This window comes from Dactylosporangium sp. CA-233914, assembly GCF_050942935.1.
In the GTDB taxonomy this organism is placed as follows: Bacteria; Actinomycetota; Actinomycetes; order Mycobacteriales; family Micromonosporaceae; genus Dactylosporangium.
Genome location: NZ_CP192030.1, coordinates 7,226,365 through 7,250,945 on the forward strand (window position 1 = coordinate 7,226,365; position 24,581 = coordinate 7,250,945).

Consider the following 24,581-nt stretch of genomic DNA (forward strand, 5'->3'; position numbering starts at 1 on the left):
GCGGGTGAAGCCGACGACGGGCCGCCCGGCGGCCATCAGCCCACCGAGAACCTCGCGGGACGCGGCAGCCACCGGCCGGCAGCTGCCGCGTCGACGCGCCGCGGTTGGCCGTCGGCCGCCAGGCGGCCGCCGGCGAACATCCCGGCGACGTGGCCGCCGAAGTGCGACAGCCCGTTGGGCAGCTTCAGCGTGATCGGGGGATTGCCCGGCCCGGGTCGCCAGACGCGGTCCAGCAGCGCGCCGGCCTCGGCCAGCTGCTCGATCGTGGTGAGCTCGCCGACGGTGACGCCGGCCGCGGGCGGGGTCGCCGTTTCGAGCTTCGGGTCCTGATCAGCCATGGCGGTCCTTCGAGCCGGGTGTCAGCTGCGCGCGCACCAGCTCCGCGAGCAGCGCCGAACGCTGCGGCAGATGCTCGACGGACACGTGTTCGTCGTCGGCGTGGGCGCCGCCACCGACGGCACCGAGGCCGTCCAGGGTCGGTGTGCCGACGCCGGCGGTGAGGTTGCCGTCGGAACCGCCGCCGACCGCGATGCCGTGCAACGTTCCGAGCCCCAGGTCCTCATGAATCCGGGCGGCGCGGGCGAACAGCTCGGCGGATGCGGTGCCTGGCATCGGCGGCCGGTTCGGGCCGCCGATGAGCTCGAGCCGGGCCCCCGCCACCACGGGCCGCAGGGCTCGCATCGCCGTGTCGATGCGGTCCTGCTCGGCAACCGTCGCGACGCGGACGTCCACCTGCAGCTCCCCGGCGTCGGGAACCGTGTTGCGGGTGGCCCCCGAGGCCATGACGGTCGGCGTCACGGTGGTACCCCGGCCCGGGTCCGCCAGGCCACCGATCGCCAGGACCTGGTGGGCCAGCTCCACCGTCGTGTTGATCCCCCGGTGAGGTTCCAGCCCGGCGTGCGCGGCCCGGCCCACGACCCTGACGTCGTAGGCGGACACGCCCTTGCGGGCCGTCTTCAGCGCCCCGCCGGGCCCGCTGGCCTCCAGGACCAGCGCCGCGCGGACCCGCCGCGCCTCGGTCTCGATCAGCTCCCGCGAACACGGCGAACCGATCTCCTCGTCGGTGGTGACCAGGACGGTCACGCCGTCGAGGGAGTCCAGCACCGCGAGCGCGTGGAACATCTGGACCAGTCCGGCCTTCATGTCGAAGCAGCCGGGCCCCGTCACCCGGCCGCCGGCAACGGTGAAGGGGTGGCTCGCCAGCGTGCCGAGCGGCCATACCGTGTCGCAGTGTCCAAGCAGCAGGACCCGGTCCCCGGCACCGAAGCGCCAGCGCAGCTGGACACTGCCGCCCTCGGCCAGATACTCGGGTTTCGCGCCGGTCAGACGGGCCCCGAGAGCCGCCACGGCGTCGGCGCAGGCGGCCGAGGCCTCGCGGTCGGCCGTCGGCGACTCGGCCCGGACGAGCTCTTCCAGATCGGCGAGCAGGCTCGGCAACCGGGCCTGCAGCGCCCGCAGGAGGTGGGGCACGTCAGTCGACCTTCGGGGTCGCCCGCATGTATCGGGAGCCGTCGGGCAGGTTGTAGAAGACCACGGGGAAGTAGATCCCGATCTCGGGGCGCAGCACAACGCAGGCGTCCTTCTCCAACGTCTCCAACTCCAGTTCGGTGTATGCGATCCGTTCGCCGTCCGGTGACAGCTGCGGATCGACCGGCAGCCGCAGGTCGTACAGGTCCCCGGGCGAAAGCGGGCGGGTCATGCTGCGCCGCCGGCCGGCGGGGATGCATGCGAGCAGCGTGCGCGTGGTCTCGTGCGCGCGACACCTCGTCCGCCGGACCGCTCTCGACGAGCCGGCCCTCGTCCGGCACCGCGATCCGGTCGCAGCGGTAGCGGACCACGGCGAGGTCGTGGGAGATGAACACCATCGCGAAGCCCGGTTCCCGCTGGAGGCGTCGCAACAGGTTGAGGACCGCTGCCTGGATCGGGACGTCGAGGGCCGAGGCGAGCTCGGCGGCGATCAGGACACCGGGCCGGGCGGCCGGGTCCCGGGCCAGCGCGACGCGTTGACGCTGCCCGCCCGGCAGCGCGTCCGGGGTTCGCGGCGTTCGCCGGATCGATGCCGACCAGGTCGAGGTAGCGGGCCGCCTCGTCCCCGCGCTGCGGCCCGGGCATCGCCACGGCGGCGAGGGTCACGACGGCCGCACGGCCGTTCGTTGTGCACACCATGAGCTGCTCCTTGGGAGGCCGCCTACGAGTATGAAATATAGGCAAACATCACAGGGCCGAGGTTTGTCGCGCACGACAAATAGCAGATGCGGGGTTGGTGCGAGCCGACGAAGACAACCGGTTTCGGCAGCGCGGCCGAGCTGCGGTAACCGAACCGGCCGCGGGCGGCACGGGCCACCGCTGGGCCGGGTCAGGCCGGTCAGGCCGAGTCACGCCGGTCAGGCCGAGTCACGCCGGTCAGGCCGAGTCACGCCGGTCAGGCCGAGTCACGCCGGTCAGGCCGAGTCACGCCAGGTCAGGCCGAGTCACGCCAGGTCACCCTGGTCAGGCCGGGTCGCTTGTCAACTCGTAGCCGTTGACCAGGTCGCAGTCGATGCTGATGACGCAGTTCATGGTCTCGCCGACCCAGGGGTGCAGGACCTCCTCGTAGCGGCGCAGGCGGGACTCGTCCAGCACCAGCCGGGCCGTGCCGGTCACCACGACCGTCCAGCCCGTGTGGGTGCCGGCGTCGATCTCGTCCGCCTCGTAGGCGACCACGAGGGATCCGTGGGCCGTCGCCGCCGAGGCCAGGCCCGCGCCCAGGTTGCTGCGGATGACGATCGTCTCGCCGTCGACGAGGTGGTTGACCGGCCGGATCGCGGGCAGCGCGCGGTCGGTGAAGACCACGCGGCCGACCGGCACCGAGCCCAGCAGCTCCAGGCATCGCCGCCGGCCCAGCGACCGCAACACTCCCATGCTCTCCGCCTTTCCTCAGCCCGCGCCCAGCGCCACGACGGTGTCGACGTGCTCGCGCGCGTCGGCGCGGTGGGTGATGAGCAGCACGGTCCGCCCGCGCGTCGCGTCCATCAGGTCGTGCAGCAGCTCTACGGCGGTGCCCTCGTCGAGGTGTTCGGTCGGCTCGTCCAGCACCAGCACGGGGAAGTCGGCCAGCAGCGCCCGCGCCAGCGCGATCCGCCGCCGCTGCCCGCCGGAGACCGCGACCCCGTGCTCCCCGACACGGGTCCGCAGCCCGTCGGGCAGCCCGCTCACCCACTCGGCAAGCCGCGCCCGCTCCAGCACGGCGGCGAGCTGCGCGTCGGTCGCGTCCGGCCGGCCGACCCGCAGGTTGGCCTCGATGGTGCTGTCGAACAGGTACGCGTTGTCGCCCAGGTAGCCAATCACGCGCCGCACCTCGTCCCCGGGCAGCCGCCGCAGGTCGGTGCCGCCGAGCGTGATCCGCCCGGCGACCGGGTCGAGCCACCGCACCAGCAGCGCCGCGACCGTGCTCTTCCCGGCCCCGCTGGGCCCGACGAGCGCGACCCGCGCCCCCGGCTCCAGCGTGAACGACACGTCCCGGATCACCGGGCGCCCCGGCACCCACCCGGCCGAGACCCCTTCGACCCGCACGTCGAGACCGGCCGGCAGCCCGGCCGGCGAGTCCGGGTCCGGGGCCGGGTCCCGGGTGGCGGCGACCTCGGCGAGCCGGGACAGGGCCGCCCGCGACGACGCCAGGGTCTGCGCCGCCGCCGGGACGGCGCCGACGATCTCGAAGACCGCCAGCGGCGTCAGGACCACGACGGCGAGCAGCTCGCCCGGCAGGGTCCCGGCCCGGACGGCCACCGCACCCGCGGCCAGGCCGGCCAGGACCGCCAGGCCGGTGCACAGGGCCGTCACCGCAGCCGAGACGCCCGTCGCCGCGCTGGAGCGGCGGGTGGCCGTCAGCAGCTCGCGGTCGGTGCGGTCGATGGCGGCCAGCGCGTCGGCGGTCGCCCCCTGGGCGAGCAGGTCCGGCAGGGCCTGCACGAGGTCGACCGTGCCGGCCGTCAGGGCGCCGCGCAGCGGGGCCAGGCGGGCATCGGCGCGGCGGACGAGAGCGGACTGCAGCAGGGGTACCCCCACCGCGGCGACCAGCACGCCAGCCGCCAGCGCCAGACCCGCCGCCGGGAGCATCGAGCAGATCAGCAGGACCGAGGCCAGGCCGGTGACGGCGGCGACGGCGATCGGCAGCGCCACGCGCACGACCAGGTCGACGATCGACTCGACGTCGTCGACCAGCCGGGCCGCGAGGTCGCCGCGGCGGAACCCGGCCAGGCCCGCGGGGGCGAGCCGCTCCAGCCGCCGGTACGCCCGCACGCGCAGCTCCCCCAGCACCCGCAGCGCCCCGTCGTGGCCGGTGACCCGCTCGACATAGCGCAGCACACCGCGGCCGATGCCGAACGCCCGGACCGCGACGACCGCGACCATGAGGTGCAGCACCGGCGGGTGCATCGCCGCCCGCGAGATGAGCCACGCCGACGTCGCCATGAGCCCGACCGCCGACGCCGCGGCCGCGACCCCGGCGAGCACCGCCACCGTGAGCCGCCCCGCCGCTGGCCGTAGCAGCCCGAGCGCCGCCCGCACCAGGGCCGCACGCGTCAACCCGGCCCGCACCGACCCGGCCCGTGCCGGCTCGACACCGTGCCCCGCGGCAGACCCGGCCTCCGCGGAAGCCGCGGTCGAGGGCACCGCAGTCGAGGACGGCACGGTCGAGGACGGCACGGTCAAAGGCGCCGCGATCGAGGGCACCGTGCTCTGCGCCATGCTCGAAGGCGCCGTGTTCGAGGGCTCGAGGACGGCCGTCATCGGGTCACCTCCGGCGGGCGGCTGATGGCAACCGCACGATGCGCCACGACAGCGCGCTCCGCCGCGCGAAGGGCGGCAGGAACGGGACCGAACGGGCGGCGGACGCGGGAGGCGGTGAACGCGCGTGGGGTGGTCATGACGAGGCCGCCAATGCGGGGGTCAGGGCTATCTCGCGGTCGGCGATCGCGACCAGGGTCGGGCGGTGGGCGACCAGGATGACCGTGCGGCCCTCGGCGTGCGCCCGGATCGCGGTCAGCAGGTCGGCCTCCGTGGCCGCGTCCAGGCCCGCCGTCGGCTCGTCGAGCAGCACCAGCGGCGCGTCGCGGAGGAAGACCCGCGCCAGGGCGATGCGCTGGCGCTGGCCCGCGGACAGGCCGGCGCCGTCGTCGCCCAGCGGGGTGGCGAAGCCGGACGGGAGGGACTCGATGAACGACAGGGCGCCGGCCCGGGCCGCGGCCGCCCGCACCGCGTCGTCGGAGGCTTCCGGGGCGCCGAGGCGGATGTTGTCGGCGATCGTGCCGGCCCCCAGCCACGGCCGCTGGGGCAGCCACGCGACGCGGCGGCGCCACGCGTCCGGGTCCACCGTGGACAGCTCGACGCCCGCGACCGTCACGGTCCCCGACGCCGGGGTCGCGAAGCCCATGAGGACCGACAGCGCGGTCGTCTTGCCGCAGCCGCTCGGGCCGGTCAGGGCGACCAGCTCGCCCGGCTCGATCGTCGCGGTGAACGGCGGCAGCGGCGGGCGGCCCGGGTGCTCGACGACGACCCGGTCGAAGCGCACGGCGCCGGGCACCGGGGCGGGTGCGCTCCCGCGGGTCGGCAGCGGCGTCTCCAGCACCGCGAAGACCTCGGTCGCGGCGGCCAGGCCCTCGGCGCTGGCGTGGTAGTTGGCGCCGACCTGGCGCAGCGGCTGATACGCCTCCGGGGCGAGGATCAGCACCAGCAGCGCGGTGGCCAGCCCTAGGTCGCCGTCGACGAGCCGCAGGCCGATGCCCACGGCGACCAGCGCGACCGACAGCGTCGCCAGCAGCTCCAGCACCAGCGAGGAGAGCAGCGCGACGCGCAGGGTCCGCATGGTGACGCGGCGCTGGCGGGCGCTGATCTCGGCGATGACGGCGGCCTGGCGCTTGGCCCGGCCGAACACGCGCAGGGTGGGCAGGCCCGCCACGACGTCGAGGAAGTACTGGGACAGGCGGGTCAGCAGGGCGAACTGGCGGCGGTTGGTGGCCTCGGTGTGCAGGCCGACCAGCGCCATGAAGACCGGGATGAGGGGCAGCGTCACGGCGATCGTGCCGGCCGCGACCAGGTCGGCCGGGGCGATGCGGGCCAGGACGATGACGGGGACGAGCGCGCCGAGGACGAGCTGGGGCAGGTACTTGGCGAAGTACGCGTCCAGGGCGTCCAGGCCCCGGGTCGCCAGCGTGGCGACCAGGCCGCTGGGCGGGGCCGCGGCCGGCCCCAGCGCGGCCACGTGGGCCAGCAGCCGGGCCCGCAGCTGGCGCTTGACCGCCGCCGACGCGCGGGTGGCGCAGACCTGCTGGGCCCAGGCGACCGCGGCGCGCAGGGCGACGACGGCGGCGAGCCAGGCCAGCTCCGGCGCGATGCCGCGCAGGTCCGCGCCGTGCAGATACACCCGCGTGATGGCCTGCGCCAGCAGGGTCGCCTGGGCGACGATGAGGCCGGCCAGGGCCACGCCCAGGGCGACGGAGAGCACCAGATAGGTGCGCGTCGCCCGGGCGTGGCGCAGCAGCCGCGGGTCCAGGGGCTTCATCAGTGGCCCGCCGGGATGTGCTCGATGCGCAGCCGGCGCCGGAACACCCAGTAGGTCCAGCCCTGGTAGAGCAGCACGATCGGGGTGAAGCCGACCGCGACCCAGGTCATGACCTTCAGCGTGTAGGGCGTCGAGGACGCGTTGGTCACCGTGAGGCTGTCGCCGCCGGTCAGCGTCGTGGGCATCACGTCGGGGAAGAGCGTGACGAACAGCGCCGCCACCGCCAGCACCAGCGTCGCGCCGGTGGCGATGAACGCCCAGCCCTCGCGGCGGGCCCGGGCGGCCAGGACGCCCGCGACCAGCGCGGCGGCGGCGGCGCCGGACAGCGCCCAGCCCCAGGCGTCGGCGTGGGTCAGCTGCGTCCACAGCAGGAACGCGGCGGCCACGACGACCGCGGGCAGGCCGAGGCGCTCGGCGAGCTTGCCGGCCCGCACCCGCATGTCGCCGTCGGTCTTCAGGGCCAGGAACACCGCGCCGTGCAGCAGGAACAGCGTCAGCGTGGTGAGCCCGCCGAGCAGCGCGTAGGGGTTGAGCAGGTTGAAGAAGCCGCCGACATACTCGTGCTCGGCGCTGATCGGCACGCCGCGCACGATGTTGCCGAACGCCACACCCCACAGCAGGGCAGGCACGAGGCTGCCGCCGATGATGGCCCAGTCCCAGCGGCGGCGCCAGGCGGGGCTGTCGGACTTGCCGCGATACTCGAACGCGAGGCCGCGCAGGATCAGCGCGACGAGGATGATCAGCAGCGGTAGGTAGAAGCCGGAGAACAGCGTCGCATACCACTCCGGGAAGGCGGCGAACGTGGCGCCGCCGGCGACGAGCAGCCAGACCTCGTTGCCGTCCCAGACGGGGCCGATGGTGTTGATGATCAGCCGGCGCTCGCGGTCGTCGCGGCCCAGCACCGGCAGCAGCATGCCGACGCCGAAGTCGAAGCCCTCCAGGAGGAAGTACCCGGCCCAGAGCACGGCAATGAGGATGAACCAGACGGTGGTCAGCTCCATGAGGAAGGTGCCTCCTTTCGATCAGTAGGCGAACGCGAGCGGGCGGTCGGGGTCATCTTCCTCGTCGGGTACGACAATTTCCGGAGCGCCGGCCTTGGCGTACCGCAGCATCAGCGTCAGCTCGATGACCGCGAGCCCGCCGTACAGCAGCGTGAGGAGAACGACCGAGAACGCGGCCTGGCTCGTCGCCACCGACGGCGAGACGCTGTCGGCGGTCTTGAACATTCCGAAGACCGTCCAGGGCTGGCGGCCGACCTCGGTGAAGATCCAGCCGAACGAGTTGGCCAGCAGCGGCATCGCGACCGTCGACACCGCGGCGATCCACAGCCACCGGCCGGCCGGGCGGCGGCCCTTGCGCGTGGCCCACAGCGCGAGCGCGGCGACCAGCATCGCCAGCGCCCCGAAGCCGATCATCAGCCGGAACGACCAGTAGGTGACCGGGACGTAGGGCACGTAGTCGCCCTCGCCGTACTGGGCGTTGTACCGCTGCTGGATGTCGTTGATGCCCTCGACCTCGCCCTGCGGGTCCGCGGTGGCCATGAACGACAGCAGCGAGGGGATCCGGACGCTGTACATCTCCTCGCGCCCGTCCAGCGAGCCGATCGTGAACACCGAGAACGACGCGGGCTTGCTGGTGTCGTACAGCGCCTCGGCGGCGGCCATCTTCATCGGCTGCTGCTCGGTCATGATGCGCGCCTGCAGGTCGCCGGTGATGAGCACGAGCACACCGGAGACGAGGATGACCCAGGCACCGAGCTTGAGCCCGGGCCGGAACACCTCGGGCTGGTTGCCGCGGCGCAGGTGCCAGGCGCTGACGGCCAGCAGCAGGGCGCCCGCGGTGAGGAAGCACGCGGTGACGGTGTGCGGGAAGGTGACCAGGGCGGTGCTGTTCGTCAGCACCGCGCCGATGTCGGTGAGCTCGGCCCGGCCCCGCTCGGCATTCATCGTGTACCCCACCGGATGCTGCATCCACGAGTTCGCCGCGAGGATGAAGTACGCCGAGAGCATCGTCCCGATCGACGCGAGCCAGATCGTGGCCAGATGCAGCCGCTTGGGCAGCCGGTCCCAGCCGAAGATCCACAGGCCGAGAAACGTCGACTCCATGAAGAACGCGAGCAGGCCCTCCATGGCCAGCGGCGCGCCGAAGATGTCGCCGACGAAGCGCGAGTACGCCGACCAGTTCATGCCGAACTGGAACTCCTGCACAATGCCGGTGACGACGCCCATCGCGAAGTTGATCAGGAACAGCTTGCCCCAGAACTTCGTGGCGCGCAGGTAGTGCTCCTTGCCGGTGCGTACCCATGCCGTCTGCAGCCCGGCGACGAGCGCCGAGAGGCCGATGGTGATCGGCACGAAGATGTAGTGGTACACGGTGGTGATGGCGAACTGCCACCGTGCAAGGTCGAGCTTGTCCATGCCGCGATTCTGTTGCCATCCCCGTGGGCCGCGCAGGGCCTAAGGTCATATTCGCGACGGGACTTTTCCGGGCCGCACCAGGCCGGCGCCCGCGTCGTAGCGGCGATACACCAGATTGCCGCGGCCCGTGGCGGAATCGGTGAAGAACAGGAACGGCAGCCAGCCGTCGGCCAGCCGCGCGGCCGCGTCCTGCTGGCTGAGCACCGGCGGGCGGCGCGGGTTCACCGTCGGCACCGGGGTGCCCCGCCCGGCCGCCGGGTGCATGCTGCGCTGCCGCGACAGCTGAAGCCCGGTGGGGCCGGCCCGGTGTACGAGCGCGTCCTCGCCGGTCTCGGAGTCGGTGAACAGCAGCGCGTCGTAGTCCATGGCGGCCAGGTGCGCGGCGGCCTGGCAGAAGCACCGGCGGTACAGCTGCACGCTTTTGATCCTGGTGATGACCGGCTTTCCGGGGACCGCCAGCGGCCGGTGCTCCGGATCGGGCCACGGCCAGGGCTCCCACGCCGTGCTGAGGCGGCGGATCTGCCGGTCCAGGCGCGTGGCGCCGGTCGCGATGGCCTCGGCGGCGTCGCGCCCGGCGACCTGGATGCGCACGGGTGCGCCGAACAGGCGCAGGTTGGCCTGGACCACCATCGGCCCGCCCTCCCTCGCGGCAGCCGTGAGCCGCAGCCGCAGGCCGCCGTCGAGCCGGTGGCGGGTGGCGAGCGCGCCGAAGAGTGCCTCGGCGACCTCGCGTTCGTGCGGGCGCACCCCGCGCGCGGTGAGGTTCATCCTGCAACCAAGTCACGGCGGGCCTGACCCGGTACAGTGCCGAAAGTCCCGAACCCGGGACCTTTGTTCCCTGGCGGGGCACGACAATGGGCGCTAGAAAGGGTCTTATGATCCGGGTGTACTTGCTCGACGACCACGAAGTCGTCCGCTTCGGCCTGCGTGAGTTGCTCGAGCGCGAAGGCGACATCGAGGTCGTCGGCGAGTCGGGATCCGCCGTCGAGGCCACGCACCGCATCCCGGCGCTGCGGCCGGACGTCGCCGTGCTCGACGGGCGGCTGCCCGACGGCAGCGGCATCGACGTGTGCCGGGACGTGCGCTCCATCGACCCGTCGATCAACGCGCTGATCCTCACGTCGTACGACGACGACGAGGCCCTGTTCGCGGCGATCATGGCGGGCGCGTCGGGGTACGTGCTCAAGCAGATCCACGGCACCGACCTCGTCGACGCGGTACGCCGCGTGGCGGCCGGGCAGTCCCTGCTCGACCCGGCGGTGACCGCGCGCGTGCTGGAGCGCATCCGCAACGGCCCCGAGCAGCCCGACGAGTTCAAGCACCTCACCGAGCAGGAGCGCAAGATCCTGCTCCACGTGGCGGAGGGCCTGACCAACCGCGAGATCGCCGAGCGGATGTTCCTGGCCGAGAAGACGGTGAAGAACTACGTTTCCAGCCTGCTGGCCAAGCTCGGGCTGGAGAGGCGCACGCAGGCGGCGGTGCTCGCGTCGCGCCTGCTACAAAAGAAGCCGTGACGTCGCTGCCGCTGCCGCTGCCGGAACTGTCCCGGGTCGACCTCGACGCGTTGCTGCAGGAGCTGCTGGCCCGGGTCGGCGAGGTGATGACCAGCCGGGAGCGGTTGCGCGCGCTGCTCGACGCGGTCGTCGCGATCGGCTCCGACCTCGACCTGCACAGCACGCTGGAGCGCATCGTCGAGGCGGCCTGTCGTCTCGCCGATGCGCGATACGGCGCGCTGGGCGTCATCGGCACGGACCGGATGCTGGTGGAGTTCATCAACCACGGCGTGACGGCCGAGCAGCGCGCCGAGATCGGTGACCTGCCCCGCGGCCACGGCGTGCTGGGCCTGCTCATCGACGAGCCGCGCCCGATCCGGCTCAAGGACATCACCCAGCACCCCCGCGCGTACGGCTTCCCGCCCAACCACCCGCCGATGCACAGCTTCCTCGGCGTGCCGGTGCGCATCCGCGACCAGGTGTTCGGCAACCTGTACCTCGCCGAGAAGCACGGCGGCGAGCAGTTCACCCAGGACGACGAGGACCTGGTCGCGGCGCTGTCCGTGGCGGCCGGCGCCGCGATCGACAACGCCCGCCTCTTCGCCCAGGCGGAGCGCCGGCAGCGATGGCTGGTCGCCGCCGCGGAGATCACGTCGGTACTGCTGGGAGAGGTCCGCCGCACCGAGGCCCTCGAACTCGTCGCGACCCGCGCCCGCGAGGTAGCCGGCGCCGAGCTCGCGATGGTCCTGCTGAGCGGCGACGACGGCGAGCGCCTCACCGTCGAGGTCGCCGTCGGCACCCCCGCCAACGCGACCGGCTGGTCGATCCCGGTCGCCGGCAGCGACTTCGCCGACGTGCTGCAGCAGCGGCATGTGGCGGTGATCACCGACCTCGGCGCCGCCGCGAACTGGCCCATCCTCCTGCCGACCGGCACCGCCCTGCTCGTGCCGCTCGCCGTCGGCGGCGTGGCCCTGGGCGCCCTGGTGGTCGCGTTCGGCAAGGAGAGCACCCCGATCACCGAGGGCCTGGAGCTGGCGATGGTCGAAACGTTCGCCGGCCAGGCTGCCCTGGCGCTGGAGCGCGCCCGCGCCCAGGACGAACGCGAAATGCTCGCCGTCGTCGGCGACCGCGAGCGCATCGCCCGCGACCTGCACGACGTCGTCATCCAGCGGCTCTTCGCGGCCGGGATGCAGCTGCAGGGCGCGGCGTACCGCAGCACCCAGGAGGACGTCCGCGGCCGCATCAGCCGCGTCACCGACGACCTGGACACCACGATCCGCGACATCCGCGGGGCGATCTTCGAGCTGCGCGGGGCCGGCCAGCACAGCCTGCGCAAGGAGATTCGCGACCTGGTCGAGGAGGCCACGGAGTCCCTCGGCTTCCGCCCCACCCTGCGCATCGACGGCCCGGTCGACACCGCCGTTCCCGACGCGCCCCGGACCGCCCTGCTGGCCGTACTGCGCGAGTCGCTGAGCAACGTCGCCAAGCACGCGCGGGCCGCGTCGGTCCGGGTGACGATCGCGGTGGGCGGCGGCAGCCTGGACCTACTCGTCGAGGACGACGGCCGCGGCCTGCCGGACGAGCCGGCATCCTCCGGCCACGGCCTGCCGAACATGCGCGCCCGCGCCAAGGACCTGGGCGGCGACTGCACGGCCACCCCCGCCCCGGGCCGCGGCACCCGCATCACCTGGAGCGTGCCCCTGTAGCGGCGCCCCCACCCGCACCTGCTCCCGCATCACGCGGAGCTGGCCGCTGCAGGCGGCACCCCACCGCGGCCGTACGCTCGCCGCCCTGCCACGACCGCGCGTCCCGCAGCCGGGCTCTTCTCCCCCGCACGCCACGCTGAAACCGCACCGCCGCCGTAACCAGGCCCTCTCCCACGCACGCCGGCGCCGCAACCGCGACCTGTTGCCGTCACGCTGCGCCCCAACGCGGTTCTGGTCCTCGGCGCCTGGGACGGCGACCTGCACTACGACACCCGCACCGTGACGGTCACCGGCGGTGACAGCCGGATACGGTCGCCACTGCCCTCACCGGCGCCCCGGCGGCCCTGGCCTTGCTGCACTCGACATCATGGCGGTATGCGGCCGGCCAGGTCGTCCTCACCTACGCCGCGATCCTCGACGCCGCCAACCACCGGCGCGCCCCCTGCCCGAGCCGTGCGTCACCGGTGAGGGTGTCGATGTAGAGGACCACGGCACCGCCCGCTCCCCCGACCCGCGGCGGCCGAGCCCGCTCCACATCTGCCCCGACGTCGTGGCCACCGACGCCGTGGCCACCCACGCCGCGCGGCACCTGGCCTGGCTTCGCGAGACCGACGAGGTCGCGGACGCGGCGCTCGCCACCGTGCCGGCCGTATGGCAAGCTCTGGACCGCCACGTCCCCGCCCCAGCCGGTGCTGTCTCGATCCCCTGACCGCGACCGTCGTCACGCCGTGTGAGCGTAGCCGAATTACCGGATTAGCAATTGCCGGTAATCCGATAATTCGTAATCCGCGCCACCGACAGTGACTGTCGCGGAGAGCTGCGCCGCCGGAGCATGGTGAACAGCGCGAGACCACGCCGACGCCGGGACCGGACGGAGAGAGGCCGAGGCGATTGGCAGCCCAGGTGTCGGAAGTGATGACGGCCTCCAAGCACCCGCCCGTGAACACCACACGACGCCGCCGGGTTGCTGAACCGACAGCGGGGCGCCATCGGCTCCTGCGATGACGCCCCGCTGTGTCCACTACGAGGCCTGCAGAACCGACGCCCAGGAGGCCGGCAGAACCGACGCCCAGGAGGCCGGCAGAACCGACGCCCAGGAGGCCGGCAGAACCGACGCCCAGGAGGCCGGCAGAACCGACGCCCAGGAGGCCGACCGAGCCGGCGACCAGGGGACCAACCGAGGCGGAGGTGCGGGATGCCGACCGAGGCGGAGGTGCGGGAGGACCTCGATCTGGATGCGGGTGTGCCGTTGTTACCGGTCGGCGATTAGGAAACCGACGGGATCGGCGATCAGGAGGCCGACGGGGTTGGCGCTCCCGGGGTCGTCGGGGCTGGAGCCGCCGGAGTCGTCGCGGCCGGGGCTGGGGGCCAGTTGCGGTCCTGGCGGTCGCCGGGGTGGCCGAAGCCCGGGCCACGGCCGTCGCGGGGATCGCCACCGCGGTAGTGGTCCTGGCGATCGAAGCGAGGACCCGTGCCGTGCGGGCCGTGATGGTGGCCAACCACGGCCGCGCCGATCGCCGTCACTCCGGCGCCGAGGCAGCAGCCGAGTACCAGCGCCGCGCCGGCGATCAGCAGGCCGCGGCCGCGCCAGCCGTCCCGCCAGCCGCTGCGCCACGCGGGCGGAGGGCCGGCCGGAGGCGGCGGTGCGGCGTAGGCGGCGCCGGGCGGCGAGTACCTACCGGCTGCGGCCTGCTCGGCGGAACCACCGGACGCGGCAGAACCACCGGACGCGGCAGAACCACCGGACGTCGCAGGGCCGCCGGACGCGGCGGGAGCACCGGGCGCGGCGGCCGGAGCGGCTGAGGCCGGAACCGACTCGGCGGCGAAGGCCACCGGCACGAGTGGGTCGGCCGCCGCGCTCGGCGTAATCGAGGAGGGCGGCTCACCGGCCGGGTCGGCGGATCCGTCCTGGGCGGACGGAACAGCCTGCGCGGACGGAACAGCCTGGGGTGGCGGGACAGCCTGAGACGCTGGGGCCGCCGGGGCCACCTGAGACGGCGGGGCAGGCGGGGCCGCCGGGGCGGGCGGGGGCGGAGCGGCGGCGGGCTCGTCCGCGGGCTGGCGGTTCGGGATCGAAGGTTCGTCGCTCATCTTGCGCTCCAAGGGGGTCTGCTGGTACATCGACCATCAGCATCGGCAGGGCGCTTAAAGACATCGCGCAGGTGAGCCTAAGAATTGCGTGAGAAGAGGTGCTCTTAGCGAATTCTTAGGGACCGCGCGCCGGTGCTCTCATGCACCGAGGCGATTGTTGTCTCGTGACAATGACATCCACGCCCGTCGCTTCGGTGGCGGTCGCGCGGTCGCGGGCCACGCCGCGCTGGTGGGCCGACGCCGGTCGTACGGCCGCGTTTGTGAGCCTGCTCGTCGTCGTGGCGCTGTGGGTCGCGAACCGTGGGCTGCAGGGCATGGCCGGCGGGGTGGCGGAGGCGACCAGCGCGCTGGGGCGGCTCACGGGGCTGATCGCCTCCGACCTGTTGCTGCTGCAGGTGCTGCTCATGGCGCGGGTACCACTCGTCGAGCGGGCCTTCGGTCAGGACCGGCTCGCGCGCTGGCACCGCTGGACCGGGTTCAGCTCGTTCCACCTCATGGTCGTCCACATCGTGCTCATCACGGTCGGCTACGCGGCCACTACGGACGCGGATGTGCTCGGCGAGCTGTGGGATCTCACGGTGAACTACCCCGGGATGCTGCTCGCGGCGGCGGGGACCGGGCTGCTGGTCATGCTCGTCGTCACCTCGATGCGGGCGGCTCGGCGGCGGCTGCGGTACGAGTCCTGGCACCTGCTGCACCTGTACGCCTACCTCGGCGTCGGCCTTGCCCTGCCGCACCAGATCTGGACCGGCGCCGACTTCATCGCCTCGCCGTGGTCGCGCGCCTACTGGTGGACCCTCTACGCGGCCGCCGCCGGCGCCGTGCTCGTCTACCGCGTCGGGCTGCCGTTGTGGCGCAGCGCGCGGCACCGCCTGACCGTCGAGCGGGTCGTCGCCGAGGGGCCGGGCCTGACCTCGGTGTACCTGCGCGGCCGCGACCTGCACCGGCTCCCGGTACGCGCCGGGCAGTTCTTCCAATGGCGCTTCCTCGACGGCCCGGGCTGGTCCCGCTCCCATCCGTACTCGCTGTCAGCGACCCCGCACACCGGCATGCTGCGCATCACCGTCAAGGACCTCGGCGACGGCAGCGCCCGCGTCGCCGGCCTGCGACCCGGAACCCGGGCACTGATCGAGGGCCCGTACGGCCGCCTCACCGGCGAGACGTACGCCGGCGGCCACGTCGTCATGCTCGCCTGCGGCATCGGGGTCACCCCGCTGCTGGCGCTACTCGGCGAATTGCCCTACGCACCGGGCGCGGCCACCCTGGTGTACCGCGCCCGCAGCGAGGCCGAGGTCACCTTCCGTGCCGAGCTCGACTGGCTCGCCCGCCACCGTGGCGTGCGCATCGTGTACCTGCTCGGCTCCCGCGCCCGCCGCCGCTCCTGGCTGCCCGCGTCGGCCGCCGGACTCACGGACGCCGAGGCGCTGCGCCGTTGCGCGCCGCACATCGCCACCGCCGACGTGTACGTCTGCGGCCCCGGCGCCTGGACCGAGGCCGCCGAAGCCGCGGCCCGCGTTGCCGGGGCATCCCCCGAGCGCATCCACACTGAACAGTTCGCCTGGTAGGAGCAACCCTTGCGACGCATCACCCTCTGGCTGCTGTCCACCCTGGCCGCGCTGGTGTTGCTGTTCAGCTACCGCACGAGCCTCGGCGGCACCGCCGCGCCCGCCACGGCCGCCGGCACCGCCCCGGAGGGCGGCGGCACCTCGGCCACCGGCGGCACTGGCGGCGGGGGCAGCACCTACACCGGCTCGGCCGCGCCGACCCGGTGGGGCGACGTGCAGGTCGCGATCACCGTCGCCGGCGGGAAGATCACCGCGGTCACGGTGCCGGTATACCCGAACAGCAACCGCCGCGACCGGCAGATCAACGCCCGGGCGCTGCCGATCCTCGTGCGGGAGACGCTCGCCGCGCAGAACGCGCACATCGACACGGTCTCGGGTGCGACGGTCACCAGCAACGGTTACAAGGAGTCACTACAGGCGGCCCTCGACGCGGCGCACCTGTCGTGAACCGGCGGGCTTGGGTGGAGCAGATCATGGGGCTGCCCGTTAGCGTGCACGTGCGCGGCGACGAGCCGGACTCGGCCGAGGTGCGCTACCGGGTCGCCACGGTCTTCGCCGACCTGCGGCGGGCCGACGCGGTGTTCAGCCCGTACCGCGACGACAGCGAACTGTCCCGCTGGGAGCGCGGCGAACTGGCGGTCGCCGACGCGGACCCGGTCTTCGCCGAGGTGCTGGCGCTGTGCGACGAGGCGCGGGAGCGCACCGGCGGCTGGTTCGAGCCGCGCGGGCTGCCCGACCCGCGCACCGCCGCACCCCGGTTCGACCCGTCGGGGCTGGTGAAGGGATGGGCCGTCGAGCGGGCCGCACAACATCTGCGGCAGCTTCAGCGGTACTCCTGGTGCCTCAACGCCGGCGGGGACGTCCTCGTGCACGCCGAGCCCGGCACCCCGGCCTGGCGGATCGGGATCGAGGACCCCGCCAACCCCGGGCGGGTGCTCGCGGTCGTGGAGCGCCACGGCGGGGCAGTCGCCACGTCCGGCACAGCGCACCGCGGCGGGCACATCCGCGACCCGCACACGGGCGAGAGCGCCACCGCTGTACGGTCGGTGACCGTCGCGGGGCCGCAGCTGCTGTGGGCCGACGTGTACGCGACCGCCGCCGCGGCCCGCGGGCCGCTCGCCCTGCGGTGGCTGGAGACGCTCGACGGCCACGCCGGGCTGCTGGTGTCCGCGTCCGGGCTGTGCCAGGTCACCGCCGCCTGGCCCGGGCCGTGATAGACGTTGCTGGGTGACCCCATGGCGACGGAGGCGGGCGTGCGGATTCTCGTGGTCGACGACGACGCGGCGGTGCGGGACTCGCTCGCGCGTACGCTGCGGTTCGAGGGCTACCAGGTCGAGACCGCGGCCGACGGCAAGCAGGCCGTCGAGTCGGTCCGCGCGGCCGAGCCCGACGCTGTCGTGCTCGACGTGAGCATGCCGGTCATGGACGGACTCGAGGCGTGCCGGGAGCTGCGGGCCGACGGAGTGCTGGTGCCGGTGCTCATGCTCACCGCGCGCGACAGTGTCGGCGACCGGGTGGCGGGGCTCGACGCCGGCGCCGACGACTACCTGATCAAGCCGTTCGCGCTGCAGGAGCTGCTGGCTCGGCTGCGGGCGCTGCTGCGGCGCTCCATGCTCGCCGCGCAGGCCGCGCCGGAGGAGCGCAGCGCCGCGGACGCGTCCGGGTGGTTGCGCTTCGCCGATCTGCGGCTCGACCCGCAGACGCGGGAGGTGTGGCGCGGGGATCGGGCGCTGCGGCTGACCCGGACCGAGTTCGCCATCCTCGAGGTGTTCCTGCGCCACCCGCGCCAGGTGCTGACCCGGGAGGTGCTGTTCGAGCACGTCTGGGGGTACGACTTCGGGGAGACCTCCAACAGCATCCATGTCTACCTCGGGTATCTGCGGCGCAAGCTGGAGGCCGGCGGGGAGGCGCGGCTGCTGCACACCGTGCGCGGGGTCGGGTTCGTGCTGCGCGAGGAGCCGCTGTGATCGCGTGGTGGCACCGGCGCACCCTGCACGACCGGCTCTCGCTGCTGGTCACCGGGGCGGTGACGGTGGCCGTGCTCACGGTGGCGGCCGTCGCGTTCGCGGCCGTGTTCGAGATTCAGCACCGGCAGATCCAGTCCCAGCTGACCGCCGACGCGCAGGCGATCGCGGCGCAGCCCGAGCAGTGGCGGGCGAGCACCGGGCAGCTGCCCGACGCCATGCCGGACTACGGGCCGGGGCCGGCCGGGCACGGCCCGCCCGGGCGGCACCGGCCGCGGGACCTCGGCGCCCGCTGGCAGATCGTCGGCTCCGACGGCGCCGCAGTGAGCGACTCGGCGTCACTGCCGGTCACCGCGGGCGTACGTGACGTCCTGGCCGGGCGGCGCAGGTCCGCGCAGGAGCAGCTCACCATCAACGGCGACCGTTACCAGATGCTGACCATCCCGGCGACCGGCGGCGGGGTCGTGCAGGTGGCGATCAACCAGGACCCGGTCCGGCGCACCCTCGCCCAGCTGGGCGCGCTGCTCGTCGCCGGGAGCGCGGTCGGGATCGCGGGCGCGGCGCTGCTCGGGCGGCGCGTCGCGCGCGCGGGACTGACGCCGGTGTCGCGGCTCGCCGAGGCCGTCGAGGGCGTCGCGGCCACGATGGACCTGACCCGTCCGGTGCCGGTCCACGGGGTCGACGAGATCGCCCGCCTCGGCCGCTCGGTGAACACGATGCTCGGCGCGATCGACGCCTCCCGGCGGGCCCAGCGTACGCTCGTCGAGGACGCCGGGCACGAGCTGCGCACCCCGCTGACCAGCATCCGCACCAACGTGGAGCTGCTGCTGGCGGTCGAGCGGCGCCCGGAGCTCGCGCACCGGCTGCCGCCGCAGGAGCGCGCGAAGCTCCTCGCGGACCTCGAGTCGCAGGTCGCGGAGCTGGCGACGCTCACCACCGAGCTGGTCGAGCTCGCGCGGGAGGAGACCGCGCGCGGGGAGCCCGAACCGGTCGATCTCGCCGACGTCGTGGCGGCCGCGATCCAGCGGGTGCGCACCCGCGCGCCGGGGCTGACGTTCGACGCCGGCCTCGCCCCGGTAACCGTGTTCGGGCGGCCGGGCGAGCTGGAGCGGATGGCGGTGAACGTGCTCGACAATGCGGCGAAGTGGAGCCCGCCGGGCAGTACCGTCACCGTCACGCTCGGTCCCGACGGAGCCGGCGGCTGCACGCTCACCGTGCGTGACGACGGCCCGGGCATCGACGAGGCCGACCGGCCGCACGTCTTCGACCGCTTCTACCGCGCCGCGGCGGCGCGCTCCATGCCCGGCTCCGGCCTGGGGCTCGCGATCGTCGCACAGACCGCGGCCCAGCACGGCGGCGCCGTCGCGGTCGCGCCCAACGAGCCGCACGGCACCGTGCTGACGGTCCGGCTGCCGGTTTTCTCACGGGACTCTTAAGCATCGTCTGACCCTGGTCTTACCCGGCGTCCCGACACTGGGGCGCATGAGGCAGTCCGCAGCCCGGTGGTGGCGTCCGGTCCTGCTCGCCGCCGGGGTCGCGCTCGCGGCATACACCCTGCACGACCACCTGCCGTCACCGTCGGCCACGTGGCGGGCGCTGAGCGCGGCCACCCCCGGCTGGCTCGCCGCGGCGGCCGCCCTGTCGGTGCTGTCGATGGCCGCGTTCGCCGAGCAGCAGCGGCATCTGATGGCCGCGTTCGGGGTCCGCATCCCGGCGGGCTGGTCGCTCGCGCTGAGCTACGCCCGCTCGGCGATGGCGACGGCGCTGCCGGCCGGCTCGGCGATCTCGGCTGGTTACGCGTTCCGGCAATACCGCCTCCGCGGCGCCGCGGAGGGCATCGCCGCGGCGGTGATGATGCTCTCGGCGGTCGCGTCGACGGCGGGCCTCGCGGTGCTGTACCTGCTGATCCTCGCCGACCCGCCCGGCTGGACGCTGTGGGCGGCCGCCGCGGCGGTGGTGGTCGCCGGCCTCGCACTCCCCCGGGTCGCGGCCACGCAGAGTCCCGAGACGGTCACGCGGCCACTCGCAACGGCCACCCGCGAAGCCGCAGCGGCCAGGCGGCGGCTCGGGACCGGCGAGCGACTGCCCAGCGCGGCCAAGCAGCGGACCCAGACGGGCGAGCGACTGCCCAGCGCGGCCAAGCAGCCGACCCAGACAAGCGAACGACTGCCCGGCACGGCCGGACGGCTGCTGGACACGGCCGCGGGGAAGTTGCGGGCGGCGGGGCGGACGGCCGCGGCGAGCTGCCGGGGCACGCTCGCGCTGGCCAGGACGGTGCCGGTGCGGCGGTGGGTGGCGGTGCTCGGCATCGCCGCCGTCAACTGGCTCACCGACCTCGCCTGCCTGCTCGCCGCCATGCACGCCGCCGGGCTGGCGGTGCCGGTGACGACGACCGCGACCGCGTACCTGCTGGCCCAGCTCGTCCGGCAGGTCCCGCTCACCCCGGGCGGCATCGGCGTCATCGAGGCGAGTCTCATGGTCGCGCTCACCACGGCGGGCGCGGCCCCGGCCGCGGCGGCCGCGGCGGTGCTCATCTACCGGGTGCTGTCGTGCTGGGCGATCCTGCCGATCGGCCTGGCCTGCTGGAGCTCGCTGAGGCCGGACGCGGGCAGCGGCTCAGGGCCGGAGCGTGACCGGATCGCCGCCGTCGTCGTCGACGACGCGGGCGTGCCGGGCCGGGGCGAGCGCCAGCATGCGCTGCACAGTGGCGGGGTCCGGTGACTCGACCTCGACGTGGTCGTCCTCGAAGAAGAACGGCACCGGATGGCCGGTCCACGTCGCCACCGGCGGGCACGGGACGCCGCGCGGGCCGGACGGCAGCCGGGCCTCGACAACCGAACGACCTCGGCGACGATGCGCGCCCCGCGGGCCGCCCGATCGGGATCAGCCGCGGACGACGAGGGTCCTGGCGGCCATGTCGCCGAGGCGGCGGCGGCGCTGCGAGGACAGCACGACGATGAAGCCGATGAGGTACGCGAAGATACCGTCGATGATGCGCAGCACGGTGCGGATGGCGGCCTTGCCGACGCCCGGCGCGCGGCCGGTGGCCTCGTCGACGACCCGGATGCCGGTGACCATCTTGCCGACGGTTCGGCCCAGCACGCCCTCCATGTAGATGTAGTACGCCACCACGAACACGAACGCGATCCAGTTGCCGGTCGACAGGCGCGTGGCGCTGAAGCCCGACGCGCTCCCGCCGGCGCTGAAGATCTCGGTCAGGATCGTGTTGACGATCCCGAACAGGATCGCGTCGATGATCGTGGCCACGACCCGGCGGCCGGTCACGTGGACATCGAAGGATCCCCGCGTGTACGCCATTGCCCAGCCTCCCTGTTGAAAGTGACGACCACAACTCTACTGGCCGGCCGCCCGCCGAGCGCGATAGGCGGCGACGTTGGCCCGGTTGCCGCAGCCCTGCTCGCAGAAGCGGCGGGACCGGTTCTTCGACAGGTCGACCAGGACGTCGTCGCAGTCGTCGGCGGCGCAGATCCGCAGCCGGTCGAGCTCCTTCATGCGGATCACGTCGATCAGCGCCATCGCGAACTCGACCAGGATGCGCACGTCGAGGGCCTCGTCGGCGGCGGTGGCGTGCAGGTGGTAGTCCCAGCCGTCGTGGCGCATGAGCTGCGGCAGGGCCCGGCCCTCGCGCAGCATCGCGTTGACGAGCTCGGCGGCCTCGTCCTCGCCGGCGCTCCACAGCGCGCGCAGCCGGGAGCGCAGGGCGCGCACGGCGGCGAGCTCGGCCTCGTCGCGGCGGCGCACGCCGGTGTACCCCCACCGGTCGATGAACGCGTCCAGCGCCGCGACGTCGGGCAGCCCCTCGCCGCCGTCGCGCGAGCCAGTGTTGACGAGCGCCGCCGTCGCGCTGAGGGCAGCCTCGGTGTCATGCGCAAAAATCCTCTTGACTCCTTACGCGAGCTCCGCCTACGTTCGTGTCATGAGCATAACGCGGTTTGCCCATAACAACACGGGGCGCGGCGCGGCCGGCCTCGGGCTCGCGGTGGCCAGCGCGGCCATGTTCGGCACGTCGGGCATCTTCGCCGACGTGCTGATGGCGACCGGCTGGACGCCCGGGGCCGTGGTCACGTACCGGGTCGCGATCGCGGCGCTGCTGCTGACCGGGCCGGCGCTGTGGTCGCTGCGCGGCCGGTTCGCCCTGCTGCGCCGGGCCGTGCCGGAGGTGCTCGCGTTCGGGCTCGTCGCCGTCGCCGGATGCCAGCTGTTCTTCTTCAACGCGGTCCGCCGCCTCGACGTGGGCGTCGCGCTGCTGCTGGAGTACGGCGGCATCCTTTTCGTCGTGGCCTGGGCCTGGCTGCGCCACGCACAGCGCCCCCGCCGCCGCACCGTCGCCGGCGGCATCGCCGCCCTGACCGGCCTCGTGCTCGTGCTCGACCCCGCCGGCGGCGGCCTCGACCCGCTCGGCGTGCTGTGGGGCGTGCTGGCCGGGACGGGCCTGGCCGTGTACTTCGTGATGGCCTCCCGCGCCGACGGCGCCCTGCCCCCGATCGCCCTGGCGTGGGCGGCGATGACCGTCGGCGCGCTCGGCCTCGCCGCGTTCGACGTCACCGGGCTGCTGCCGTTTCACACCGCGACCGCCGACGTGACGCTGCTGGGGCACCGCACGAGCTGGCTGGTGCCGATCGCCGGGCTGTCCGTGGTCGCCGCGGCCCTCGCGTACGCATCCGGCATCGCCGCGTCCCGGCTGCTCGGCGCGCGGGTCGCCTCGTTCGTCGGGCTGACCGAGGTGCTCTTCGCCGTCGTCTTCGCGTGGCTCGCCCTCGGGCAGCGGCCGGGCGCCTGGCAGCTGGCCGGCGGGCTGGTGGTCCTGGCCGGGATCGCGCTGGTGCGCGCCGACGGCGACCCGCTACCAGGCCCCGTCGAGCAGTCCGAGGAGATCGTCGAGCGCGAACCGGCGGGGGTTGGCGTACGGCGCGGCGACGATCCGCTCGGCGACCTCGCGTAGCCCCGAGTGCGGCACGCCCAGGTCCCGCAGCCGGGTCGGCGGGGCCAGGGCGGCGACCGCGGCGGCCGGGTCCGGGCCGGCGATGCGGGTCAGGCGCGCCGCCGCCGGTTCGGCGAACGGCAGGTTGAACGCCAGCACGTGCGGTAGCAGCAGGGCGTGCAGCGCCGCGTGCGGCAGGCCGAACGCGCCGCCGAGGACGTGGGCGAGCTGGTGGTGCAGGCCCATCCTCGTCTGGGCCAGGCACAGACCGGCCAGCCACGCCGCCTGCTGCAGGCGGGTCCGCGCCGGCAGCGCCCCCGGCTCGGCGAGGACCTCCGGCAGGGTGGCCAGGATCAGGGTCGCGGACTCGGTGGCGAGGGCGTCGGTGACGGCCGTCGCGTCGGACGCCCACAGGGCCTCGACGGCGTGCGCGAGGGCGTTGAGGGCGCTGGCCCGGGTCAGTCCCGGGGGCATCGACACCGTCAGCTCCGGGTCGTAGACGACGGTTCCCGGGGCGAGCGCCGGATCGCGGCGGGTCGTCTTCACGCCCCGCTCGGTCTCTCCCAGCACCGGTGTGACCTCGGATCCGGCATACGTCGTCGGTACGGCCAGCTGCGGCATCCCGCTCCGCGCGGCGAGCGCCTTGGCGAGCCCGACCGCCGAGCCGCCGCCGATCGCGACGACCGCGTCCGTCCCGGCCGTTCGCGCCGCGGCGAAGGCCTCTGCGGTCACCTCGACCGGCGTGTGCACCGCGGGCCGGTCGAACCGGGCCGCGCACCGCGCGCCGAGCGCGGCCGCGAGCTCGTCCGCCGCCGCGCGGGCCGAGCCGGTGGCGACGAGCAGCACCCGGCGGGCGCCGAGGCGCTCGACCTCGCCGGGGATCTCGCGCCGGGCGCCGGGGCCGGTGACGACCCGGCACGGCAGGGTCTCATAGACGGTCATGCGGGGCGCACCACGATCGGGAAGTCGACGTGGCGGAACGGGTTCGGCAGGCCGTGCCGCGCGGCGCGGTCCGGGTCGTCGACCGTGCAGAACGCGCGGACGAGGCTCTCCTTGACGCCGAACACCGCGTCCGAGTCCAGGTAGGGGGATCCGGCGACGAACACGTGCGTGGTGAGCGTGCGCACGCCGGGCGCGGACACCTCGACGTGGATGTGGGCGGCGCGGTACGGGTGCCGGCCGGTCGCGCCCAGCAGCCGCCCCACCGGGCCGTCGGACGGGATCGGGTAGTGGCGCGGCACCACCGTGCGGAACCAGAAGCGACCCTCGGCGTCGGCGGTGAACAGGCCGCGGAGGTTCTGCGCCGGTACGGTATCCGGGCGCTGCACATCGTAGAAGCCGTCGGCGTCGGCCTGCCACACGTCGACGCGCGCGCCGGGGACCGGGGCGCCGGCGGTGTCCGTGACGGAGCCCGTGACCAGGCACGGCTCGCCGGAGCCGACCAGGTCGATGGTGTCGCCGAGGGCCCGCGGCGGGGACGCGACGAGGTGGAACGGCCCCTGCACGGTCGTCTCGGTGCTGCCGCCGACGGAGCGGTTGTTGAGCGTCTCGACGAGCATCGAGATGCCCAGGACGTCGGAGAGGAGGATGAACTCCTGCCGGGTCGCGTCGCACATCTGGCCGGTTTCGGTGAGGAAGCGTACGGCCGCCGCCCACTCCTCGCCGGTGAGCCCGACGTCCTTGACGAACGCGTGCGCGTGGCGGACCAGCGACGCCATGATCTGCCGCAGCCGCTCGTCGGGCGCGCCCGCGAAGCTCGCCGCGACGACATCGGCCGAATGCTCCTCGTCGAACATGGCGGAGGCGAACATGGCGGCAGCCTACCCTCGGCATCCCGCCGCACTCCTCCTTCCGACGGGATTACC

At 74.0% G+C, this 24,581-nt stretch carries 23 protein-coding genes; 10 read left to right on the top strand and 13 right to left on the bottom strand.

The features are described from left to right. Positions 1–35: 35 nt before the first annotated feature. The 9 genes from ACQPY0_RS32430 to ACQPY0_RS32470 form a co-directional block, all read right to left on the bottom strand. Positions 36–338 (bottom strand): hypothetical protein, encoded by a 303-nt coding sequence (locus ACQPY0_RS32430; protein ID WP_432968983.1) that lies wholly within the window; start codon positions 336–338, stop codon positions 36–38. Beyond that, positions 331–1,470, bottom strand: a complete 1,140-nt coding sequence (locus ACQPY0_RS32435; RefSeq protein WP_432968986.1) for a M20 family metallopeptidase — start codon at positions 1,468–1,470, stop codon at positions 331–333. Before ACQPY0_RS32435 ends, ACQPY0_RS32430 begins: the two co-directional genes overlap by 8 nt. Before the next feature lies 1 nt (position 1,471). Continuing rightward, complete coding sequence (locus ACQPY0_RS32440) at positions 1,472–1,699, bottom strand: hypothetical protein (RefSeq protein WP_432968989.1); 228 nt, start codon at positions 1,697–1,699, stop codon at positions 1,472–1,474. Positions 1,700–2,490: 791 nt separating this feature from the next. Then, positions 2,491–2,901 (bottom strand): pyridoxamine 5'-phosphate oxidase family protein, encoded by a 411-nt coding sequence (locus tag ACQPY0_RS32445; RefSeq protein WP_432968992.1) that lies wholly within the window; start codon positions 2,899–2,901, stop codon positions 2,491–2,493. 15 nt (positions 2,902–2,916) lie between these two features. Beyond that, positions 2,917–4,767: a thiol reductant ABC exporter subunit CydC gene (gene cydC, locus ACQPY0_RS32450; RefSeq protein WP_432968995.1), complete on the bottom strand. Its 1,851-nt coding sequence runs from the start codon at positions 4,765–4,767 to the stop codon at positions 2,917–2,919. A gap of 133 nt (positions 4,768–4,900) precedes the next feature. Beyond that, complete coding sequence (gene cydD, locus ACQPY0_RS32455) at positions 4,901–6,538, bottom strand: thiol reductant ABC exporter subunit CydD (RefSeq protein ID WP_432968998.1); 1,638 nt, start codon at positions 6,536–6,538, stop codon at positions 4,901–4,903. Next, positions 6,538–7,539 carry a cytochrome d ubiquinol oxidase subunit II gene (gene cydB, locus ACQPY0_RS32460; RefSeq protein WP_432969001.1) on the bottom strand — a complete coding sequence of 334 codons (1,002 nt, stop codon included), beginning with the start codon at positions 7,537–7,539 and terminating at the stop codon, positions 6,538–6,540. Before cydB ends, cydD begins: the two co-directional genes overlap by 1 nt. 21 nt (positions 7,540–7,560) lie before the next feature. Then, complete coding sequence (locus tag ACQPY0_RS32465) at positions 7,561–8,955, bottom strand: cytochrome ubiquinol oxidase subunit I (RefSeq protein ID WP_432969004.1); 1,395 nt, start codon at positions 8,953–8,955, stop codon at positions 7,561–7,563. 45 nt (positions 8,956–9,000) lie between these two features. Next, positions 9,001–9,723, bottom strand: coding sequence for a hypothetical protein (locus tag ACQPY0_RS32470; RefSeq protein ID WP_432969007.1), 723 nt, complete (start codon positions 9,721–9,723; stop codon positions 9,001–9,003). Between the two features lie 107 nt (positions 9,724–9,830). Between ACQPY0_RS32470 and ACQPY0_RS32475 the strand changes: the two genes are divergently transcribed. The 9 genes from ACQPY0_RS32475 (at position 9,831) to ACQPY0_RS32515 (ending at position 20,495) form a co-directional block, all read left to right on the top strand. Then, entirely contained in the window at positions 9,831–10,469 is a 639-nt protein-coding gene (locus ACQPY0_RS32475) for a response regulator (RefSeq protein ID WP_432969010.1), read from the top strand. 17 nt (positions 10,470–10,486) lie between these two features. Further along, on the top strand, positions 10,487–12,154 hold the full coding sequence (locus tag ACQPY0_RS32480) for a GAF domain-containing protein (protein ID WP_432995468.1): 1,668 nt from the start codon (positions 10,487–10,489) through the stop codon (positions 12,152–12,154). A 550-nt stretch (positions 12,155–12,704) separates the two neighbouring features. Next, positions 12,705–12,863, top strand: a complete 159-nt coding sequence (locus ACQPY0_RS32485) for a hypothetical protein (RefSeq protein ID WP_432969013.1) — start codon at positions 12,705–12,707, stop codon at positions 12,861–12,863. Positions 12,864–14,415: 1,552 nt separating this feature from the next. Next, positions 14,416–15,810, top strand: coding sequence for a ferredoxin reductase family protein (locus tag ACQPY0_RS32490; RefSeq protein WP_432995470.1), 1,395 nt, complete (start codon positions 14,416–14,418; stop codon positions 15,808–15,810). Between the two features lie 9 nt (positions 15,811–15,819). Continuing rightward, positions 15,820–16,257, top strand: coding sequence for an FMN-binding protein (locus tag ACQPY0_RS32495; protein ID WP_432969015.1), 438 nt, complete (start codon positions 15,820–15,822; stop codon positions 16,255–16,257). A 26-nt stretch (positions 16,258–16,283) separates the two neighbouring features. After that, positions 16,284–17,024 (top strand): FAD:protein FMN transferase, encoded by a 741-nt coding sequence (locus ACQPY0_RS32500; protein WP_432969018.1) that lies wholly within the window; start codon positions 16,284–16,286, stop codon positions 17,022–17,024. Positions 17,025–17,045: 21 nt separating this feature from the next. After that, entirely contained in the window at positions 17,046–17,777 is a 732-nt protein-coding gene (locus ACQPY0_RS32505) for a response regulator transcription factor (protein ID WP_432969021.1), read from the top strand. Then, complete coding sequence (locus ACQPY0_RS32510) at positions 17,774–19,210, top strand: HAMP domain-containing sensor histidine kinase (protein ID WP_432969024.1); 1,437 nt, start codon at positions 17,774–17,776, stop codon at positions 19,208–19,210. Before ACQPY0_RS32505 ends, ACQPY0_RS32510 begins: the two co-directional genes overlap by 4 nt. A 46-nt stretch (positions 19,211–19,256) precedes the next feature. Continuing rightward, positions 19,257–20,495 carry a lysylphosphatidylglycerol synthase transmembrane domain-containing protein gene (locus ACQPY0_RS32515; RefSeq protein ID WP_432969027.1) on the top strand — a complete coding sequence of 413 codons (1,239 nt, stop codon included), beginning with the start codon at positions 19,257–19,259 and terminating at the stop codon, positions 20,493–20,495. Positions 20,496–20,657: 162 nt separating this feature from the next. On the opposite strand, the gene ACQPY0_RS32520 is transcribed toward ACQPY0_RS32515, so the two are convergent. Further along, a complete protein-coding gene (locus ACQPY0_RS32520; protein ID WP_432969030.1) occupies positions 20,658–21,092 on the bottom strand; it encodes an RDD family protein in 435 nt (144 codons plus the stop codon). A gap of 36 nt (positions 21,093–21,128) precedes the next feature. Further along, the gene (locus ACQPY0_RS32525) at positions 21,129–21,671 is read right to left on the bottom strand and encodes a CGNR zinc finger domain-containing protein (protein WP_432995472.1); all 543 of its coding nucleotides are present in this window, start codon (positions 21,669–21,671) and stop codon (positions 21,129–21,131) included. 40 nt (positions 21,672–21,711) lie between these two features. Here ACQPY0_RS32525 and ACQPY0_RS32530 point away from each other — a divergent pair, with 40 nt between their 5' ends. After that, the gene (locus ACQPY0_RS32530; protein ID WP_432969033.1) at positions 21,712–22,737 is read left to right on the top strand and encodes an EamA family transporter; all 1,026 of its coding nucleotides are present in this window, start codon (positions 21,712–21,714) and stop codon (positions 22,735–22,737) included. On the opposite strand, the gene ACQPY0_RS32535 is transcribed toward ACQPY0_RS32530, so the two are convergent. Further along, the gene (locus ACQPY0_RS32535; protein ID WP_432969036.1) at positions 22,639–23,658 is read right to left on the bottom strand and encodes a maleylacetate reductase; all 1,020 of its coding nucleotides are present in this window, start codon (positions 23,656–23,658) and stop codon (positions 22,639–22,641) included. The two genes, ACQPY0_RS32530 and ACQPY0_RS32535, sit on opposite strands and share 99 nt — an antisense overlap. Next, positions 23,655–24,527, bottom strand: a complete 873-nt coding sequence (locus ACQPY0_RS32540) for a dioxygenase (RefSeq protein ID WP_432969039.1) — start codon at positions 24,525–24,527, stop codon at positions 23,655–23,657. The genes ACQPY0_RS32535 and ACQPY0_RS32540 overlap by 4 nt, the downstream gene beginning before the upstream one ends. Positions 24,528–24,581 lie beyond the last annotated feature (54 nt).